At 65.5% G+C, this 23,200-nt stretch carries 1 pseudogene; it reads right to left on the reverse strand.

Going from position 1 to position 23,200, the window contains the following annotated elements:
* Positions 1–715: 715 nt before the first annotated feature.
* Positions 716–23,131 (reverse strand): annotated as a pseudogene (locus ACV7NQ_RS21050) (LuxR C-terminal-related transcriptional regulator); the annotation flags it as partial.
* Between the last annotated feature and the right edge of the window lie 69 nt (positions 23,132–23,200).

The raw sequence follows: 23,200 nt of genomic DNA on the forward strand, positions 1-23,200 counted from the left end.
GATCGTCGGGGGTTGCCGGGTTGGCGTTGTCCGCAAGGGGGACTGGCCCCCACGGGCCGCTCAGCTCGGCGAGCGGGCGCAGCTTGGGATGGGCGGCGAGCTGCCGAGCGGCCGAGTGAACCTGTCGGGTGGCATCGTGCTGGCGCTGCGTCGCCTGCTGCGACTGCGACCCCGACTCCGCTGCCTCGGCAATGTCGTCGCGCGCGGCATTCCACTCCACCACCGCCGCGGCTAAGCCTAGCAAGTGCTGGCGTTGCGACGGCGAAAGCCCCTCCGGCACCAACCGGTCGGCGAACTCGCCGACTCTGCGCTCCAGTTCGAGACAGCGGTCGATCACCGACTGCGCCGCCTCGCGCACAGCCTGTTCCTCTCGGCCGGGCCCGTCGTCCGCCGGATGTCTGTTGTCGTTCTGCGCACGGTCCAGCTCGCGCAGACGAGCGACCGCGGCCCTCATAGCCTCCCGTGCATGGTGGTAAGCGATCAGGTCAGCCAGCCACGCCCGCAACGGTAGCTGGAATATCTGACTCAAGCGGTCATACGCCGCCAATACTTCGTCCGGTATTTCTACTTCTACCGTGACGCCCTTATGGGGTAATTCCTGCAGCCCCTTTATTTCAACCAGGATCGCCACTACGACTTCGACTGGGTCGGGTTTCCGGAAGGGATTACGTCGTAACCCGTATTCGATGTAGTTCTCCCAGGAAACGGGAGAAGAGACCACACTGACATGCTGGACGTCCGGCTGCTGCTTCGCAATTATGGCCTTTGCGCGTGCCTTGTGGTGAGGTGCGCAGACAAGAATGACCTTGCTGGGGTCGTAACCGAGCTCTTTCAGCAGTTCTATGGATCTGTTTACATTTTCTACTGTGCGTTGGGCTAACGGTTCTTCGATGATTTGATCAGGGTTCAGTCCGAGCTTCTCCGCGGCCAATCGGAATATGGCGGCCTCGCCACGATAGCCGGAAAACACCACGGGTATATCGAGTTTATGTTCGTGAACGAGATTTGCGGCGACAGCCGCGCTGCCGATGTCCGGGCTGCCGAGCACGATAACAGCATCGTGGTTGACATGAGGATCGAACTCCGACCGTTGGAGGAAATTATATATTTTCGGCAGGTCGTTAATAACCTGTTTTATGTCCATCCCCCGCGCTTCGAGTTCTCGCATAGAGGGAGTCAGGCGGACCTCATGCTCCGGCGACAGGGCCAGCACCTCTTCGGCGCCAGCCGGGTCACCAGGCACCGCACCGCCCGCAGGATCGCAGACGGCGGGGATCTCCTGGTTCCGATCTCCCGCGCTGCTCGGGGTGGCATAGGGCGAGGGCCTACCGTAGGGTTCTGCGCCGTGAAATAAGCCGTCACTCTGTTGTGCGCTCGGTGCGGTCTCCGGCGTTGTGCCCGAAGTTCGCTCACTGTTCGGTTTCTCCCGGCCGGGATTGACTGGACCGAAGTTGTTGAGCACCCAGGGCGCCTGGCCCCTGCGCCGGTCGAAGAATCCGTGATCGACCGCGGGATCGACGTCGCTGTAGAACTGCAGTTCCGGACCGACGGGCGGACCGCCGACGGCTCCGCCGGGACGGGATGCGCTATCGGAAGGTGTCGTGCCACTGGCGGCGGGAGCAGCTGATGTGCCAGAACTCCTTGTGCCGGAATCATTTTCGGACGCGCCGGTGGTGCTCGACGGCTGCGCGGGGGACGGATCGGTCTGGTTGGCCCGGACATCGGGTTCCAGATCGATGGTCCCGTCGCGCGCCGCAAGCTCGAGCGCGCCCCGAGTACTGAAGCCGAGCTTGCGGACCATGCGGTCGATATGGGTGCCGACGGTCGTCGCCGCGATTTGCAGGGACTCCGCGATTTCCGCGTGCGTCATGCCCTGGGCGCGCAGGCCGAGGATTTCGGTCTCGCGCTCGGTCAATCTTCCGCCAGCGGGTCGGGCCGCGCCCGCGGGATCGTCGCCGGAGAGTTTGCCCGCGCGTATCGCCGCAACCGCCATGCCCGCGCGAGTACCGATGCCGAGCTTGCCGCTGGAACGCGCCAAGGCGTCCTTCACGATCAGCTCCGACAGCACCAGCACCACAGCGATCTCTTTGTTGGACATGCCGTCCGCGGCCATGCCGAGGATTTCGGTCTCGCGATCGGTCAACTTGTTCGCACTGCGGCTGGGTGTTCCCGCGAGTGGAAGTTTGCCCGCACGTATTGCCGCCACCGACATGCCGGCCCGGTCGGTGATACCGAGCTTCTCGCCGATGCGGGCAAGGAAGACCTTCACGGTGGCATTCGACAGTTCGAGCGCCTTGCCGATCGCCGTGTTCGACATGCCTTCCGCGACCAGGCTGAGCACCTCGATTTCGCGGTTGCTCGGTTCACCGGGACTCGGCTGCCGTCGCGCGCCGACGAGGTCGCCCAAGGTGCGGACCGCGTCGAGCTGAGCGAGGGTAAGGGTGCCATCCGCCGCCGCCGACCGGGTGGACTCCTCGATGAGCGTTCGCTGGGCGGCGTCCAACTGAGCAAGGAGCTGCTGCAATTCCGATTCGGTCAGCTGTGCCAGCGCCAGTCGCACCGGGGCGGATTTCGCGATCCCGAGGCCGGAGAGGAAGTTTGTGATGAGTCCGGCCCGCTGACGGAATCGGGTGATTCCGTCAGGGGTGCGGGGAATCTCGTTGTCGCTGTGCCACGTGGCTTCAACCAGCACCGCGCGATCACGAGCGCCGAGCTTGTGCAGGACGTTTGTCAGATGATCACTCGCGCTGGCTTCGGGTATTCCCAGCGTCTCCGCGATAGCATTGTCCGTCTTCCCGCTCGCTGCCAGGCCGAGCACTTCGACCTCGCGATCGGACAACAGATCGTCATTGGGAAGCAGGCCTGCGTTTGCTGCGGCCTCGGCCATCCTCGCTCGACCACCGATGCCGAGCTTGCTGTGGACGCGGGCAAGGTATGCCTGCACCGTCCGCGGCGATATGCCCAGTGTGGCACCGATTTCGGGATTCGATTTGCCTTCGGCGACCAGCGCGAGGACTTCTTTTTCGCGGTCGGTCAGCAAGGCTTGGGTGCTAGTGGGGGTTTGTTCGGGAAGGATGTCTGCGCGTACCGCTGTTACTGCCATGCCCGCTCGGCCGCTGACCCCGAGTTTGCGGTGGGCGCTGGCGAGGTGGGTCTCCACGGTGTTCACCGATATGCCGAGTGAGGTGCCGATTTCGGGGCTCGATTTGCCTTCGGCGACCAGCGCGAGGACTTCTCGTTCGCGTTCGGTTAGCGAGGCTCGGCTGCCGGTGGGGGCTTGTTCGGGGAGGATGTCCGCGCGCGCGGCTGTTACTGCCATGCCCGCTCGGCCGCTGACTCCGAGCTTGTGATGGATATTGACGAGGTGGGTCATTACCGTGCTCGCCGATATGCCGAGTGCTGTGCCGATTTCAGGGTTCGACCTGCCTTCGGCAACCAGGGCGAGCACCTCGGTCTCGCGCTTGGTCAGAGCGTGGCTCGCAGATTCAGGGTTCGGATCCGCAGGCTCCGCCGGAAGCGTGTTCGCAATGTCCCGGTCGCCACGCACGGCGGCTATCGCCTCCGTAATGACGTTGCGCTGGGCCGGGCTGAGCGCATTCAAGCGACGCTCCAGGGTATTCCGCGCCATGCGACGCAGCGCCTCGCCGACGTTCTCGCCCTCGGCAAACGCCCAGCGCTGTGCGTCGGCATTCTCGAACACAGCGCGATTGACCGCCTGCGCGAACAGAACAAGTGGTTGCGGTAACTGTACGTCCGAGGAACGGATACCCCCCAGCTGACCGAGCACATAGTCGAGAATTTCCCGCCCGTACCGACCCCGAAGTTGTTCGGATCTTTCCAGGTCAGTCTGCGGCGCATCGGATTGCGCGCTGGCCGGAGCGGACTTCGGTGTGGTAGCGGCACCGGCGGTGTCGAGCTGTGTTGTCGGGTGCCGGGGCTCATCGGGCTCCGATGGCGCTGTCTGCGCCCGAGCTTGCGATGCCTGGTCCGCGCTCGGGTCCCGAACGGACTGCGGAGCTGGCGATCCGGCGCCCGGTGTGTCGGAACTGTTCTCGCCACCGGCGGGCGGATCTGGCCTCCGGGCCACGAACCACACCATCTTGCGTGCCGCGACGACGGTCACACCCCACCGCTGCGCTAGAGCGTCCAGCAGTCCGTAACCACGCCCCCCCATATTCTCGGATCGCCCAGTTTCGTCCACCTTGGTCAAATCGGTGGCTTCGAGGTAGCTTTTGAGGTCGAACTCCGCCGGGCTCTGCTCAGGGGTGCCGAAGTTGCTCTGCGGCTTCCACTCCGGGAAAAGCGGACTGTCGTCGAGGACCGCCACCAGCACTTCGTCCCCGTGCAGCCAAATCCGCACATGCGCGTTCCCCGCCTTGTGCACGTGCACGTTGGTGACCAACTCCGTCAGCGAGAGCTCGATATTGTCCAGCGAGGGCGCGGTGTCGTCATGCGGTACCGAATCCGGCCAATCGACACTGCTCAGCAACCGATGAATCGTGTGCCGAGAGATCCCGACTCCCTGTTTCACCTCGCCCTGCGAGAACGTCATATCCTCGTTGGGATCGGACGTCACCCCCGGCGGATCATGCTGTCCTTCAGTTGCGGAGAGCTTGAACCACCTCTGCCTTGTCCCCCGGTTTCCGGTCCGAGCGTGTTCGCCCAGATTGCTGAACGTGGAGCCCCATGTTGTCGTGAGCTCGTCGAACAACTTGGTCAGTCGACCTGGTTCTGTCGACGGCTTGTCGGGCTTATCCCGTACCGGAAGAAGTGACCCGGCTCCCTCCTCGAACCTTTCGGTGAACTTCTCGGTTACCTCCACCCGGACTGTCTCCCCGGAAACCGTGTACCGCACCTCTATACGGCCGTGCGATGTCCACAGCAGTGCCTCGACCAGCGCTTCGGTCGCCGCGATATGCCCCTCGACCGGCGAATCCGCCAGCAACGCGCGAATGGCACTGCGTGCCTCCGACACATTCTCCGGATGCGACTTTCGGGGATCTACCCTCGTTACTGTCGCCAAATCCCTACGCGCCTGGTCATTTTCGGTACGCGTACGGTCATCCCCATCCTGACCGGATGGCTGCCCGGGCTGCGCGCTCGGATCGAGTTCGTCATCGCCGACGCCGTCCGACGCACCTGGATCGGGGCTGTCCGGCGCCGGCGATCCCAGCGCCCCGGCGGAGCCGATCAGGCCGCGGACTCTGCGGCCTTCCCGCCACGAGTGCAGCCGGGCCGCAACGCTGTCACCCAGCCGCTGATCAGGCTTGCCGTCGATGAATGCCATACCCACGAACGGGCCAAGGCCGTCCAGATCCAGGCCGTACTCGTCACCAAGCCGCCGCAAGCAATCCGTCAACGGCTCCCATTCCCGAAGCCGTTCCGCGGTATCGGTGTGGAACGACACCCACACATCAGGCTCACCCACCCTCTCGCTGCGGTTGTGCAACGCCATCGTGTGATTCGCCACCTCGTTGCGCCCGACCGGACCCGGACGTTGCAAAACCAGCGCGACTATCGACCCCGGACGCTCGGCCATCCACCCCTCGATCGTCCGCTCCTGCTCCGTCTTCGACGCGTCGCGTCGACTCACCGAGTCCCAGCCGCCTCGGTGCAACGCAGCGCCGAAGATTCGCTGCATTACCCGAACCCGCAAGGCTCCCTTGCCGATCCGCTGGACCGCGCGCTCCCGGATGCTCTCGTCTCCGGTGAGGTTCGCGACAAGTTCTGCTGTACCGACCACACAGTGCTCGGAATTGTTCGCGAAATGCGCCCACACTTCCGCGGTTTTCCGCGCAGTGTCCCCTGTCGACCACGGCGTCTTTTGCGGCATGGAACTGTACGTGCCGCCGTCTGGCGATATCGACGCCTGCTGGGTGCTCGCCGAGCCCCGAGCCCACGGTGTACGGCGTGGCTTCCTCTTCAGACGCCGCGCCGGATCGACGGGGTCGATGCCTGACTCTGCCAGCCGCGCGTCGACCTGCCCGCGGAAAGCGGCCAGGTCGCCACCAGCGTTCAGGGTCGCTTCGAGCGCTGTCCACAACGCCTGCGCGGTCACGACCGGGTATACCGTGCCCTCATCGGCGGCAGCGACTTCGACGATGCTGATGCAGTCCGCGATCGGCCGAGTACCGCCGGGCACGCCAGGCTCGAACAGGAATAGCCCCAACTCCTCGGCAACGCGCTCAGCGGCCTCGAGGTCATCCACCCCCACGACAAGGTTCGCGGCACCGTCCATGGCCGGTCCCGCCATGGCGACATACCGTACGCCCGGGAACCGGTCACGCTGATCGACCACGACATCTGTGAGGTATGGCCCGACGGCATCGAGCGCGTGTGCCGTGGTGGCGTGGACGAACACCCGCACCTTGGCCTTCGGAATCTCGGCCCTCGGCGTCTCCGCCGATGACGACAACGACCTGCGCTTCGCACGGGGAATGACGACACACTCCACACCGCCGGGCGCGAGATCCGCGACGCTGCCGAACGGCACCACTGCCGACGGCTGATCCGTCCGCGTCACCACGACTGCGCGGTCCCGCATCCACATCAGGCGCGGCCAGGTCGCGCTGGGATCATGGTCGATTCCATATTGGAGGCGGTGCAAGTCGAGCCGGCTCCGGAGGGCATGGCGGTTGCGCCACACACGGTCGACCAAAGCGTCGAGGCTCTCGCGTGAGAGGTTGGGAACATCGGACCCGTTTCGCCGATGCGATTCCTTCCACAACACTATGGCGTCGGTGAACGACAGACCCTCCGGCAACGCGACGCGGATCGCGTCGAACGTGCGCGGAGCATCGAAGATGTTCGGCAGCAGTGAAAGGGCGCGACCGGTCAGCTCCGAGCCCGATGCCGCGTCCGCCCGATCGGTCGTCGGCGTCGGTTTGTCGGCAGCCGGCTGCGCGGGCCACACCCTGACGTCGGCAGGCGTACTTCCGGCGGAGGGATTCAGCGCTACCGGATCGCCCCCACCGAAGAGTGCCTTGCGGATGACGCTCGCCGCCTCGGGGCTCAGCAGTATCTTGTCGGGGCGCTTGCCAACCTCGATCCCGCAGACGTATTTCTTGCCGTCCCAGCCGACGTATTCGCCGATCTTGTCGAACTTGGCTCGGCGGCCGAACAGCACCTCCAATTGAGAGGGAGCGACGGAGTACGGCGAGATGTCGCGGCCCGTTCGGGACACGTACCGATGTGTGTCCCATCCGTCTCCGGCACTGCTCGGGCGGCGGGTCGTGCTCGTGTAGCCCTCATCGGAAAACTCCTCGCCGTAGGGGCCGGCCGGATCGACCCGGCGATAGACGAGTCCTACGTGGGGGGGCAGTTTCAGCAGCGCCGAGTCGATACGGGCAATCAGATCCAATACCTGCCGGTCCGGAAGGCGCTGACCACGCAGAGTCGTGTTGATGAGCGGGAAGAAATGCTTGTTGGTGTAGTCACTGAGCGCCCGAATTTCCTCCTCTGTCAGCTCCGCGGGGGCGTCGAAGTCCGAGGGCGCCATCGGATACACGTGCCCGATGCTGCCGTCGGGCAGGACGGCGATGACCTCGTGAAGTTCGGGAAGAGGCCATCGGGCCAATAAGTCCCGCAACGCGTCCGGGTCGATTCCGGTGCGGGACAGGTCTACGACGATGCGGGTGTTCGTGACAGGTTCGCCGCCGTACCGCCCTTGGGACATCACCCGCCGCAGTGCGTCGCGAATCGCCACCAGGTCGTCGGATTGGGCGAGGTGGAACGCGAGATACCGTCCCTCGATGCGGAACGGGTCGGTCACGCCGGGAGCGGTGGGGTTCTGCTCCACGTCGTACCCGGCCCGAGCCAGGGCGACGGCGCAGGCGTTCTCGCGCTCCCACTCTTCGTTGGTCTCGGGGGTGGGTGTGCCGCCCGGGCTGGCGTTCTCGTCCGGCGGGTGCGACGGCAGGGTGCGCTGGGAGTATTCGCGCTGGAACCACCAGTCCAGGCCCTCCATGAAGTGCCGACCGAGGTCCGGGTCGTCGAAACCCTCCAACTCCACGATCTGCTTCGGCGTCCAGTAACCGGAGACCGGACCGCGGAACGCTGCCGCGATCCGCTCGAGCACCACCCGGTCTCGGTCCGACACCTGCGGGGACATTTCGGCGACGCGGGCGAGGATATTGCGCACCGTCGCCGGCAGGTGGGACGGGCGTATATCCCAGTGGAAATCGGCCTGTGCCCAGGTGACCCGGCCGACGCGCGGGGAGTTCTCGTGGCCCGGGTTGACGGAAGCGTACCCGTAGACGACGTCGACGCCACCGTCGCTCAGATACACTTCCATCATCGGCAGATAGGTGCTGCCGAATCCCTGGCCCTGCGCCCATTCCTCGAGATCGACGCCGAACGTCGCGACGGTCCGGCCCGGATACGACCAGTGCAGTTGCCATTCCGCCCTACCGCCGTACGTGGAATTCGCGTCTTCGACTGGTCCCTCCAACGCGACCAACATCATCGTCTCGGTGGGGGCGTCGTTGTCGAATTCGTACGACTGGAGCGGCTCGTTCGTCCTTCCGCGCTGATAGTGTCCCTTTGTCTCGGTTACTTGGTGCCGAAGCGAGCCGAATTCGCCGGGCAAGGACTGCATTGCGTCGGTGAGATAGATGTCGCGCGCGATCCCCTGGGCACGACGCTTGGCGTACGCGATCTGGAGCGCCCGGTCGAGCGGGACGGCCGCGGAGACATCCGGCAGTTCGGCACGCGACGGCGTCACTACCCGATCCTCCGCGTGCGCGCCTGCGGAGGCGGCCGAATCCCGTCCGATACGGAACCAGACCGTATAGCCCCCGTCGGTGCCGTCGAGAACGCTGATACCCCAGTTCTCGTCACCACAGTATTCGCGCAACATCCGCGGAACCCAGTCAGGCTCCATTCCGTCCCGCGCGTGGGGGTCGCCGGTCCACAACGAGCCGTCGGCGACCACTTCGACCCATATGCCGTCCGGCTCGGGGAGGACGGCAACCGCGCCGCCGCCATCGGTGTGCGACATGACATGGTTGACCAACTCCGACGTCAGCAGCGCCACCTCACCCGCACGCTCGTCGCCGAGATCCCGCGCGGCGTCGCGCGCCATCTCCCGTGCCACGCGCGGATACACCATCGGCTGCCATCGCGGCTGTCCGGCCGCGAATGCAGCGGCCACGTCCCTCGCGGCGTCGGTCACCTCCGCTGTAATGGGCGGTGCGTTCGGATCTCCGGTGAGATGCGGTCGCAGATCGGCGGCGACGCCTGGCTCGAGCAGCCGGTCGACAAGGCCGTCGACCAGACCGGGGAACAGGGCATGGGCCACGCACACCGTCAGGACCGGGTCGGCGTCGGTCGCCCGGAGGGTCCCGGACAGCTCGGCCATCCGCCCGGCCACCTCCAGCAACCGCGGTTCGACGTCGGGACCACTCGGACGATCGTGGCCGGCGAGTTGCGGCATCAACACGGCGTCCAGCCATCGCCGCACCAGGTCACGCTCCGTGGCCGGGAGAAGAGTCAGCAGCCGGTCGATCGTGTAGGGATCGCTGCGGTAGTCGCCGACCATCCGCCACACGGACGACAACTTGTCGACGCTCGCGAGGAACCCGGCCCGAGCCTGGTCGTCTCCGAGCGAATTGTATTGGCCCAGAAGCAAGTCGGTCACGGCATCGAGATGGTGCCCGGCGATGACCGAAGCCAGCGCGGCCGGCAGCTGTTTCTCCCGGAAGGCGGGGTGGGGCGACGATTTGCGGCTGCCGTCGTCGTATCGCCCGCGCTCGGAATCAACGGGCGGCGAGCCGATCCTGCGGCCCGGTTGACGGCGATCCACCGAGACGAGGGTGTCGCCGCGGCCCGCGGTGATCTGCGCGACATTGGCCAGCGTTTCGGTGGGTAGTCCGGTCGCCGGGTCGCGATGCAGATAACCCTGATGCACGGCCTCGACACCGGCGAAGTCCGGCGAGTCCGGATACTCGGCGCCGATTCGTCTGCCGCCGAACTCTTCGGAAGCAGGATCCATGCCGAGGCCGAGCCTCCGGCTGATGCGGCTCCACGCGCCGGGCCGGTCAGCACCGAACATGGTCACCAGATCACGCCACGAGGCAGCGACGAAGAAGTTCTCTGCGCCGATACCGAACTCCGCGGCACTGCGCACCGAGCCCGTCCCAGGCGCGCCGGAGACGGTGATCGATGCGACCAGACCCGCCAGCCTGCCGAACCTGCCCGCGTAGCAGGTGGTGACCGCGCCGTAGCTGTGCCCGTAGAGCCGGTTGATCAGCTGATCCGGGTCGGCGGTTCCGGCGAACTGTCTGGTGGCGTGGAGCGCCGCGATATCGCGCAGCAACCGGTTGCCGCCCGTTCTCGCGCGGCCGCGGAAGGCGGCCTTCAGGTAACCGGTGCTCAGGGGCCCGGTCGGTGCGTCATATCCGATCCAGATGATCGATGCCAGCTCCCGCGAGGGATCTACCCGCAGCGTCTCCTCATAGAGGTTGCGCAGCGGCTTGAACTGGTAGGCCAGCGAGTCCGACGTCGTATTGGTACCCGGCACATGCCAGTTCACCGTCTGCGCGGTGTCCACGTTGCCGAGGGCGACTACGACCTTCCCCTTGCCGTTGAAGGCGGTCGAGTCGTAGGACAGGACGTGCACGGGCGGGCTGCCGGGTATCTCCCTGGCTTGGCGGTCCAACTGTGCCAGGTGATTCCGGGTATGGATCAGGTTGCCGAACTGCTTCGACTCCGCCTCGGTGAGCTCGGTCCGGAACCAGTTGAGGATTTTCCTGTCGGGTGGCCTGCGGGCGATGAACTCCGCCAGATCGCGGCTGATCGACAGCCGGTTCGATTGGTCGCGGATCGCAGCGAGAATGCCGTCGGCGTTGCCGATCTGGTGCGGATAGACCTGGATCAGCGCCTGCTGCGTGGTGCTCAGCTCACCAGGCCGGGCGGGGTCGGTCAGCGAGTGCCACCACTCGGCGTTCTCGGTCGCGCGGCGGCTTGCGGAGTCCGCGAAATGGTGGTCGGCGGGACGCTGCAACATGTCCGCGTCGGCGAACCCACCCGCGCGCAGGGCTTCGTTGGCCAGGTCCTGCTGTTCGTCGGTGAAGCCCTTGTCCACGGGCAGCGCGGTCCCGAGATACGCCGGGCGCGCATCCGCCTCGTTCGGATCGGGTGATTGCTCGTCGCTGTGGCTGTCGACAGGTGATCCGGTGATCTTGTGTGGTGGGTGTGCTCGGTCGACGTTGTCGGGTAGTGGTTCGTGGAGGGCGGTGAGAGCTCCGTTGTCGTTTGTGACGTAGGCGACGAAGGCTCGGTCTATGTGGTGGTAGGTGGGTTGCCATGTGTTGTCGCCGTTTTCGTCTCCGTCGTAGTTGCGTACGCGGGGGCCTTCGCCATCGATGAGGGTGTCGAAGACAATGACGTTGCCGTCGATGTTGGTGATGACGTAGCCGTGGGCGTTGGCGCCGTCGTCGACGATGATGACGGCGGTGTCGGCGCCGTCTTTTTTGTTGCGGATGTTTTCGGCGATGGTGGCGAGGGGGTCGGTGCCGTCGGTTGTGGTGGTGGGTTGGTGGTCGAGTTCGGTGAGTTGGGCGAGGATGCCGGTTTCGACGGCGCGCCAGTTGTCCTCGGCGTGCCAGGCGGGGTCGTTTTCGTCGGGTTCGGGTGCGTGATCGTTGCCGAGTGCTCGTACGATGCGGGCGACTCGGATGGCGCAGTCCTCGACCCGCTGGACGGCGGTCCTGGAGTCGGGACCTTTTGCAGCCGAATCGGTTTCACTGCTCGGTCCGGATTGTTCCGCGTTCGGGGTTGCGTCTTCGGTGTGTGGGGGCGCTGGTTCACTGAGAGGAACGTCATCACCGGTTCCGCGGGCACTCATCGCGTCCTGCGGTGCAACCGCCACCGGCGGGTGTTGTTCCTTGCTGTGGGCAGGGTGCTGATTAGTTTCGTCGGCTGACGCTTTTGTCCACGGATGTGGCTGCGCGGCCTGCTGCCCGCCTGCCTGCCCGACGGTGGAGAGCTCGGTCATCTCGATTACAGTGCGTTTTGATATGGGGTCGTAGTAGCGCTCTGTGACAAAGAATTCGGTTCCCGTGCGAAATAGAATCTCAAGCTCTCGCGGCTTGTCGGATATTCTCGATATATCCTTTCCGGTTTTACTTATAATTCGCATCTCGACGTTTGCTTTTTCGGCGGCACCAATAGGTATCCTGGAAATATCGCGAGTGGCTGAAGTGAAGGCAGCTTCAACTACCTTGTTTCCCTTCCTGTACTTATCTAGAATTTCAGGCGGAAGGTTCGTGAGGCGTACAACTGGTCCCTCATAATTTGGCAACTTGGAGAGTGCAGTGTTGATGTCTTCTATCTCCGAAAGTATCCGCTCGTCGGCCCAATCACTCCGAATCGGATCGTTGAAATCATTCCCTAGGGCTGAATAGGCCCTGATCCAGAAGACATCTTTGTGGGTGAGCACCTCCGCCTGCTCGACATGCACAGCCCCTGTTGAATCGATTGGCGATGAAATAAGTTCCGATTGCCCGGTGGGCATCGGTGTTTCCACCTGAGATTCTGCATCGGGTACCTCGAACGGTTTCGGGTAAAGACGGTCGAGTGTCGGTTCGGGCTCGCCAACGCTTACATTCAGGTCGATGAACTCGGCCGACTGTGTGAAGTCTGGGTATTCATCCGGTGATAGCCCGACTGGTGGATGAGCCCTCATAATCTCGGGAAGGCTGCTCCCTAGCGAGCTGTGCAGGTCCAAGCGGAGCATCTCTTCATAGGTAAACCACCCTGCATCGACAGTTTCCCATCTGTCGACTATTGGATCCAGCTGATAGGGTGCGTCCGCCGTATAAGTTATGTAGGTCCAATCGTGGTCAGGGTGCGTGAACACATGCTGACCGCTCAGCGTCAACTGGTCCAAATAGTTCTGTGATGCGCTGACTTCCTCGGCAAGTTCGCGAGCAGCAGCATTTGCGGGCGTCTCATTCGAACCTCTCCCCCCGCCAGGAAGCTGCCAATTTCCTTGTGAGTAGCCTTCCCCCATTTTCACTAGAAAGTAACGCGGGACACCATCAGCGCCAACACACCTCAGCATGACGGCAGATGCTCCGTATAACCCAGCAGGCCCGTAGCCTCCGACTAGCCCCTCTCCAGGATCGCCAATGTTATCTATTATTTGGAATGGGCTGATACCGCCACTGTTGCCTGACACCGTCCGCTTGGGGATTTCCGTCTCGGTCTGCACCTGATCCAAATCTGTCGGCGCGGACTCCTGGTCGGTTGTCCGGTCCTCGGTTCGCATCGATCCGAGTTGATCAGCGCTTTGCACGGCAGCGGCTGTCCGCGCGGAAGTTGTCGCTTCTTCACCGTCATTGGACACGTCGCGCGGCTGGCCGAGGTCGAAGAGGGACTGCTGCTCATCGCGCCCATCGGCCTTCTCCCCAGTGGCCTCGGGGACAGCCAATCCGGACGCGGTGGAATGATCCGGCCCGGGAAGCGAATCTCCCTGGGCGACAGTTTGTACCGACGTGGTTTCCGGACTGCCGAGATCTGCGACGGTGGCGATGTCGCCAAGAGGCTGCTGTTGTCCAGGGGCAGTGTTGTGTGTGCTGCTCGGCGGCGTCTGTGGCGCCTGGTGCTGGACACTGACCGATGCCAGATCCTCCGCAGTGAAGGCCGCGAGTTCCTCAACGATCCGGATCTTCATTTGCTCGGCGTTGCGCAGGTCGACCTTGTCGCGTTCGATCAGACGTTCGCGGGTCCTCTTGGCGGATGGTGTCCCGCCCTCCCGCCGGGTCGTTATCTCGAGCAGTGCTCGGGTGTAGTCAATCACCGCTTCGACCACGGCGAGGTCTTCCTCGAGCCGTCGCAGCTCTGCGGCGATGATCTCGGGGTCGCCGCTGCGGGCGATGGCATGGCTGTCGAGAACTCGCCACGCCACACCGGCGCGATCCAGCGCGGCGCGCAGTTCCGGTCCGGGGACTTCGGGGAGGTTGATGTGGTCGATGTCGGCGAGGGTGACACCGCCGTGGATCTGGCACTCGACGAACTGGTGCTGCCGGAAGGACTGTCCGTTGTAGTCCCGTCCGATACCGCGCAGCGGGTGATCGCTCGGGGTGGAAGTGGAAAGGGCGGCAACGCCGAAGGAGTCCGGTTGCGGGTCGAGGATGGGTGAAGGAATGGTCCGTGCCATTTTTCCGCCGAACATGCTGCCGGAGTAGACGAGCGAATCGCCGACGCAGAATGTGGCCCGTTCACGAACGTGGTCCTTGAGCACGATGTCGATCCGGCCGTACATCGCGAGTCGTTCGGTGCACAGTGTGTCGCTGTCGACGGGCAGCTTGATACTGGCGTCGGACAGCCCAGCCGGACGTTCGCCGCCGACCTGCACATACCCGTACACCGGCCGCAGCCGCGGATCCATGTCCTCGGGGTTGCCGAACCACCGGTTCTCCATTTGTGCCACATGGCTTTTGGCGCCGCCGCCCAAGCCCGTCTCGAACTGGGTCTTGAATCGGCCGTCGGCGAGCACGCCGAACAGTGCCTCCGTGGAGATCCGGACCGCCAGGGACTTGCCGTCGACCAAATCGGACAGCTCGCTGTCCATGCGCGCACGAAGTTCGGTGACGCTTAGGCCGAGTTCGTCGGCCAATGTCCGCATCTCCGCGTGCAGGGCACGGTACTGCACCAGCGGGCCCGATACGCTGGGCTCGAGTGCCTGCGGGTATGCGGCGAAGAAGTCGTCGTTGAGCCGCCCTTGTTCGGCTCTCCAGGCGGCCTCGGCTTCCGGGCTCAGGCCCGGCGCGGGGCCCTTGCTCCCGAGCTCGTATAGCTGTGTGTACGCGTCGAGCATCGCCTGATCAATTGGGCGGAGGGCCAACCGCGGCTCCGGTAGTTCCGGCTGCGCGGCCTCATCGTCGACGACCGTCGGGTCGATGATCGTCGGATCATCTGGTTCGGTCTGGCTTACCGCGGTGGGCTCGAACAGGTCGAGCACCGCGTGGACGTTCCTGGCGAGGGCTGAATGCAACTCCCTGTTGGCGGCCATGGCGCGCAGTTCGGCGGGGGTTACCCAGCGAGCCGCGACCGTTTCCTTGCCGTCGACCACCGGGTCGAACTGCCGCGGAGCGTCGGCAGCCATGGCGTGGTACTTCCAGTCACGCGGCCCGGCGATCACATGAGTGCCCGCGTGCGCCAGGCCGCTCAGGTACTCCGCACTCGCGCCGAGTTCTTCGGTCATCTCGCGGGCGGCGCCGTTGGCCGGTTCTTCCAGTGAATGCAGGGCCCCACCTGGAAGCTGCCAGTTGCCTTGGGAGTAACCGAGTTTCGACTGGCAGATCAGGAATCGCTCCACACCGGCCGCATCCACATGCCGGACCAGCACACCCGCCGCGCCGTAGTGGCCCCAGTATCCCGAGTCGACCTCTCGGTCGCCGGACATCCCCGGATCGGCGAGAACTCGAAAAGGATGGCTGTCCGGGCCGCGGTCATGCTCCGCGCTGTCATTCGTGCCTGCCTCAGCGGTGACAGGGCTTTCTTCGCCACGCTGCTGGTGTGACTGGGCGACCGGTGCTTCGACCTGAGTCTGCCCCGGTAGAACCTCCGTCACCTGGACGAGCGGATCGTCCAACGGCTCACCACCTTCGCCGGGCTCGGAGCGCGCCTCGGCCGTGACGGGGTCGAACTCCAACTGCGCCCGCACCACGGCAAGCCGCGCGCGAAGCCCGTCGGCGAGCCGATCGGCCTCGGCTGCCGGGTTCTCCGCCTGTGCGAGATCGCGCCACGCCTCGTTGAACTCGCGCAGCATCACGTCGGCCCGCCGACGCGTGGTACGCACGAAATCGTTTGACCGCCAATCGGCGTAGGCGCCATCATTCAGACGGCGCGTCAGCGTCGCGTCGATCTTCTCGATCTCCTCGGCCGCGTCCAGCACCACGCGGGGTGTGCCCGCGGCGTCGACCTGCTCGTCGGCGTGCGCGTGAAGCGCGGCGTGCGCGACACGTCGGCGGATGGCGTCGTCGAGGAGACTCGCCTGCTTGACGAGCTTCTCCCGGCCCCGGGCGCGGATCAGCGTGTCGATTCGGTCGAGGTCCGCCCGCAGGCGGGCTTGACGTTCGGCGAAGCGTCGCCGGTCTTGGCCGACGGCTGAACGCAACGCCCCTTCGGTGTTCGCGAGTTGTTCGGCGAGGCGCACACGGAGAGCCTTGGCCTGAGCTTTCTGGTCGGGATTCGGGGGGAGCCGCACCGGCAGGTCGGCGGGGACATCCGGCTCCACCCCTGTCCTGAGGTACTCGTGAATCACCCACTGCGGCGAGCCGACACCGCCGTTGAACACGAAATCCTGGAATCCGACCGCCACCGTTTCCTCCGGCTGGAGTCGCCGTTTCGTCGCGTCGGTGAACGCGTACACCGGAAGTCGCGCGAGCCAGGCTCGAAAGCTCTCGTGAACCAAGCCGGCGTCGTGCAACTTCTGCCATGCCCGTCGCAGCGCCCCGACAACGGTCTTGCTGTAGCGGAGCCCGGCCGCGTGGTCCAGCGCATGCGGGTAGTCGTGGACGACGGTGTCGTGAACGGGTTCCCCTGTTCCGCGCGGTTGGTACCCGTCCAGGTAATCGTGGTGCATGACGGTCGCGTACAACCCCAGCTTCGCCGCGTAGGCGAAGTTGATCGTGATGCTGCTCGTGCGCCCCATCGACGGCGGCTCGGTGGCCTCCGCTCGCCGGTACCGCGCTGTACCGGTGATTCCGTCGTCCAGGAAGTTGAGCCGGATTACGCGGATATTGGTCGGCGGATAGTCTCGCAGCATCCGACGGAGGGCCGTGGTCAGTTGACGGATCGCCTCGACCGGCGCATCGACGAAGCCCACGCCCTCGAACGTCAGGTGCGCAAACTCGAGTTCCAGCTCGGCGACGAGGCGGGCCTTCTGCTGCGCCTCCTTGGTGAGGCCAGTGCGGTCCATCACCTCTTCCGACGTGTGCTCGGCGTGCAGCTGGATTCTTTCGAGCCGCCGCATCCAGTGATCGAATATGTCCAGCTCACTCGCGGTGTAGAAAAGAGGTCGCAGCCGGCCGAGCCGCTGCCTGGCCGCGACGATCTCCCGACGGGGAACGTCGTGATCGATCCACCGCTCGCCGCCCTCGCGGTCGCGAACAACGAAGCGCGCGGCGAACGGATTGTCGGCCCCCTGCCGCGCAGATCGAGCAGGACCTCCGATCACTTCACCATCGGGACCGACGTACCAGTCCCAGGGGTTGCGGGCAACGTCGGTCACCGCGTCGGCCAAGCCGCGCAGGATGCCCGTACGCGAGCCGACGTAGCTGCTCGGCACCATGAAACCAAGGGTCGAGTCCGCCCGACGATCCATGGGCAGGTAGTCCCGATAGAGCACGTTGACATCGGAACGATAGGCACGCAAAACCGGCGCCCCGATCGCTTCGTCCACGTGCGTCGCCAGGTATGACCTCAGGGCCAATCCTTCACCCGTGTCCGGCCCCGGACCCAGATACGTCTCGCGGTAGAGGGTGCCGTCGTGGAACTCCACTTCCTCGATGACGAACTCCGGGGTGCGATGCACCACTCGGGTCGCACGTTCCCCGGAGCGCAAGGTGTCCTCGGTCCGGTCGAGGAACGCCGAACGCTCCGGCGTGATCCCTTCGCGGCTTTCGAATCGCGAGATCGTCGCCTTCGGCCTCCCCGAGCGGGCACCTGCGGGCGCACCTGAGGTTGTCGCGACGGCGCGATGAACGGGGATCAACGCCGACAGGTCACCCGCCGATTCGACCCGGCGATCGGCAGGCAGTTCGCGAGCGACATCACCCGCGGTGGTCTTCACCACCTCATCCACTTGCCGGTATAGCCGCAGCGACTCCTCGAGCGCAAGCAGACGTGCGCGCCGAGCAGACCCCGCGGAGCCGGCTTCCGTGTGGCCAACCTCGTCCAGGATCGGGTGATGCTCCGCCGCGAGGAGCTCGTCGACAACCACCAATCCTTCGCAGGCGCGGCCCAGACCGTGGCGCGATGCTCGCCGTCGGAACAGGATGTCGGCGTAGTCCAGAATCAGCGAGTCCAGCCCCGGCGGCAGCACCGGCCCGGATTCCGATGGCGCGTCGACCACCTCGTCGAAACACCGCAGCACGGCCACCAATTCGAGGTAATGGCGTTCAGCGGCAGAGTGCACGTCACGCCGATGCTCCCGCGTTTCCTGCGCCGCGGCCAACGCGTCGTGGCACTCGGCAACGAGAACCGCGCGCACACGGGCGTTCCAGTCAGGGGCCGGTCCCGCCGACCGTCGATCGGAATCGCCTTGCCCCGTGCGGTTGTCATGACTCACCAACACCGGGCTCGCACCCCGAGGCGCCGACAACACGCTGTCGGTGGCGCGGGGAACCGGGGTCGGCGCAGCCATCGCAGCCGACAGCGGTTCGTCGGGGGTGCTGTCGGGGGTGTCCTCGGGGTGGTATTCAATGCCGTCGTAGTGCTCGACGTTCACATCGGGCAGGAACGGTTCGACGGTTCGGCGGCTGTGGTCGATGCACAGCAGTTCCCCGTGGTGGTTGACCACGAACACCACATGCGCGCCAGTCTCGGAGTCCACCCCGTCCTGGTATTTCACTCGCAGTGTCATGCCGCGGCCGTGGTTGTCGCGGCGCTGCTTCTCCGTGGGATTGCGGCTGCCCCACAGCCTTTCGGCGACTGCGGCGTAGCCCTCGGCACCCGCGCCCATCCGTGCAGGCACGCCCTGGGCGGCCCGTCCCCACGTCGCCTGCTCGGACGGATCGGCGACCGATACGGTCGACAGCGCATCGCTGCGGGCCTCGCCCATCAACGCGTAATAGTCGGCGCGCGCCAGGTGCGCATACGGGGCGGACTGCGGGTCCCCTGCGCGCGTCGCCTCGCCGGTGATCTGGTCGAGCGGGAGGCCGGCTTGACGGGCGGCTTGAATCTGCGCGGCCATCTGGTCGCATTTGCCGTGTAGCTCGTACATCGCGATGATGTCGGCGTTCTGGGCCTGCGAGAGCAGGGCACGGTGTTGTTCGACCAGCGCGACCAGTTCGCTCAGCGGCGGTCCGATCACGTTCGCGGCCTGCAACACCCAGGCGGGGTCGCCGGTTCGGCCGAGCAGCAACTCCAGTTCGGGCCGGACCTCGCTGTGGGCCACCCCCAACGCGGTCGCGAGCCTCTCGGCGATCACCGCACGCGACTGCGCCACCGCCACAGTCGCATCAAGCCGACCCTGCGGGCTCGAGTCCCGGGTCGACGGCCGCCGATCGGCGTCGGACACGATCGGCGAACCCGGCGGCGGACCACCCGAATCATCACCCGGGTTGTGGTGGGCGGCGGTGGGAGGCGCGTTCGGGTTGTTCGGGTTGGACGTGACCGCGGTCGGCGCGGACGGGGGCGGGGTGACGGCGCGGGATTGGGTGGCCACCGCTTGCAACGGGGCCACCAGGTTCCGCATCAACTGTTCCGCTCGCACCTGCCGCACCTCGGTCGCGGTCGTCGCGTGCGCCGCGTGCTCGCCGACGGCTTCCCGGTAGTAGGACACGACATGCCGGGTACGCGGGTCGTTGCTGTGAGCGAACAGATCATCCTCGGGCGAGAGGTAGAACACCGCGTCCCCGCGCTGGGACCGGAACTCGATCCGGTCGTCACCATTCCCCAACACCACCCGCACCGGACCCGTCCGCCCTGCACGGGTATAAGCCTGCTTGTCCAAATCACCCGACAACGCCGACCGACCCGTCACCATCACCTTCAACCCGCGCTTGGCCTCCACCTCCGCATCGATCTTGATATCCGTGCCCCGCGCCGCGATCCGCGACGCCACCAACACCTTCCCCTTCCCCGCCACGTCCGGCTTACCCGCCTCCGCCACGCGCGGCTTACCCGCCTCCGCGGTCACATCCTTCCAATACTGTTTGAACTCCACCCCCTTCTCACACTGTGTACGCGCATCCACCGCCGTGACCGCCTTGGGATCCACCTCCAACAGGCGCAGCTTCGCCGCGATGATCGCGACCTCGCTGTTGCGTTCGCAAATGATCAGGATCGGGCGGCCCTCGTCGATCGCGGCCTTGACGTCGCGCGCGATCGCATCGAGTTTCGCGGCCCGGCTGACACAGACTATGTCGTCGCCGACATGCAGCTCCGACAGCGAGGTCCGCTCAATTTTGAACGCCTTGGCCATCCCGTTCTTCTGCAGCACGTCGTTGGCACCGTCCGCGGTGCCCGACGCCCCGGTGACCGTCTCGTGCATGGCCAGCACCTCGGCGGTGGTGGTCTGCGCGATCACGTCCGCGTCGCTGCGGATCACCAGTCGGTGCTTGGCCTCGATCGCCTGCGCCAAACCCCCACTCCACCGCGACTCCATCGCGGTTTCGGGGTCGAACTGCACCGCATGATTCGACTGTGCGATGATCCGCACCTTCTCATCATGAATCAGGTAGTCGTCCTCCTCCCGGTAGTCCCACTCCGCGGCCGCGGACATCGTCAATCGATGCAAGTCCTCGGCGTCCATCGACCGGCCCTGCCGGATCGCCTCCTTCAAAAACGGCTCCGCCGCCTTTTGTAGCCCCCGGTTCTCCGGGCGAGAGAACCACTGATCCAGCAACGCCCGCGCCTTGCCCACCGACTCCGGCCGCAACCGCGCCGGACCCGTCCACCGATCCGGTACCCGACCGAAATCCCCCTCGGTCAACGCCCCCGTCTTCACCGAATGGTAGAAGAAATCCCGCACCGAATCCACATACGCCTGCACCTCATCCGGCGCGCGCTCCCCACTACCCTTGGCCCGGATGAACACACCCTCATCCCACTTCACCACCGCATCGATCTCATCAATACACAAATAGTCACCCGGCACCAGATGACCACTATTGATGCCATGCGCGATATCCGCCATCGTCCCGACATAAATCGCCCCACGCCCCTCCACCGGCGGAGGCAACGCCTTGTCCGGGTCCATCCGATACACATCGATACCGAGACCCGCCCCCGCCCGCCGGTACAACTCGAATTCACGATCGGCCAAATCCGGCGCGGATGTGATGAACTTCACCGCCCCCCTCTCCGGCACCTGCAACAAATTGTGCGCCAAGAACAACGCCGTCTTACCCTGACCCGGATCCATGTTCGCCGGCGCGTGCTGCAAGTGTCTGGCCCCCATCACCTGCTGCCAGGTCATCACTAGGCCCTCGGTTTCTTTGTCCGTCCGGGTCGCGCGCCGTACCACCTCCATGACCGCCAACACACGCTCGTCGTCGCCGCCGCGGCGATACATGCGCTGCAACTGCTCATTCGACATCGACCCCATACGACTGTCCAGGGCGTCATACGCGTAACACAACCGCTGCGCATCCAACGTGGCGGCACCACCCAACGGGTCCGCCACTCCGGCATCCGCCGACGCACCATCCCCACCCTTGACCGTCCCCTCATTCGGATCGATCAGCTCGTGCTCCCCGGGCACAGCGGGACCACCGCCGCCCGGCCTGTCATGACCCGCCGAAGGGACTACCTTTCGCGGCAGATCATCGACCGACCCCGTCGAGCCGTTCTCCCCGTGCGGGCCGGTGCCGTTGCCGTTGCCGTGACCGTTCTGGCCGCTCGTGCCGGGACCGCTGTCGCCGCCCGTGCTGTGACTGTTCTGCTCGGCGACCGACCCCCCCACGGCCTGCCGCGGTTCGGAGATGACGGGCCCACGCGGTCCACCCTGACCGGGAACGAGTTCGCCGTCCGGCAGCACGACCGCCGCCGCCAATCGGTTTTCGGCAGCCCCACCAGCGCCCTTCTGACCGTCACCGAGGGCTGCTTGCACCTGTGGCGGCTTGCCGGAGTCCTTCGGGGCCTGCACGACCGGCACTTCGACCGGCTTCTTGCCGTCCGCGGTCGAGCCAGGCACAACTTCCCCGTCTTTGCCCGCAGTCGCGGCTTTCACCTGCTCGGCCGGCTGCACCTGCTCGGCGGCGACCTTGACCCGCTCATCGACCTTGACCTCTGGTGTCGCCCCCGCGACAACCTGCTCCTCGGTCACCGGCGTCAACACCCCCTCGGGAGTGTCCGCGGCGACCCGGGCCGCCGCGGCCAACTCACCCTCCGACGGAGCCGTCTCCTCGGCCACGCCGCTCACCGTCGCGCGCCCCTTCAACGCCGCGATCTCCTCCGCCATCGGCGCACGCACATCCGACCCGGCACTGATACGCGGCACACCCAAATCCACCGGCGCGGTAATAACCGTCTCCCGCCCACCCGCCGCCACGCCCGGCAACGGCTTACCCAAACGCTGCATCAAGTGCACCGCCGACCCGGCGAACGCCATACCCGTGCCAGCGACCGCCCCACCAATGACATCCGCCGTCTTCACATGCCCGTACAACACATAGTCCGACACCGCCCCCGCCCCAGCACCACCCGCACCACCCGTCACCGCCGCAATCCCCAAACCCGCCCCCAAACCCACCGCCTTCCGCGCCGCCGCCGACTCGTATTTGTTCGCGGCCCACTTGTCCAGGGACTCCATCGGGCCTCTGGTCAGCTTGGCCATCCCATGCCCCAGCAGACCTGCAACACCACCACCCAACGCCGCCGCCCAAATACTCTTTCCATCCACCATCGGATCCCCCGTCTGATCCTGGGTGTACTTCTCCGCCGCCCACGTCGTCACACCCCCCTGCGCCGCACCGAACACCGGCATACCCACCCACACCAACGCCTTGCCGTGCGTGGCCAACCAACCCAACAACCCCCGACGCTCCACCGCGCCCTCCACACCCCGCGCCCCCAACCGCGCCAACAACTTCCGCGCCGCCGCCCGCAACCCCGTCTCGGTCGCCGCTTCCTTCGCCATCACCATCGGAGCCGTCTCCGGCTGCAACGCCACAATCGCGCCCATCACCACCACCGAGGCCACAAACTCCAGCAACAACAAAATCACCTGGGCCTTCGCCTCGAGGAACGAATCCCGCGCCTGCCGACACTCCTCCGACAAACTCCGCAACGCCGCCGCCTCCGACCGCAACTGCGCCGCCTGCTCGCTCATCGACTTCACCGCCTTCCGAATCGAGTCCGCCGACCCGCTCGCCCCCAACCCTGTCGACTCACCCTCCAACGCCGACGCCAACGCGTCATACTCCACCGCCGTATCAGCGAAGATATGCATCAACATGTCGAACTTGTCCTCATCGGCCTGCGGGAAATGCCCCGCCGCCAACTCCACCGCCCACCCTGGCAAATC

The sequence above is a fragment of the Nocardia sp. Tas62D01 genome, from assembly GCF_055232035.1.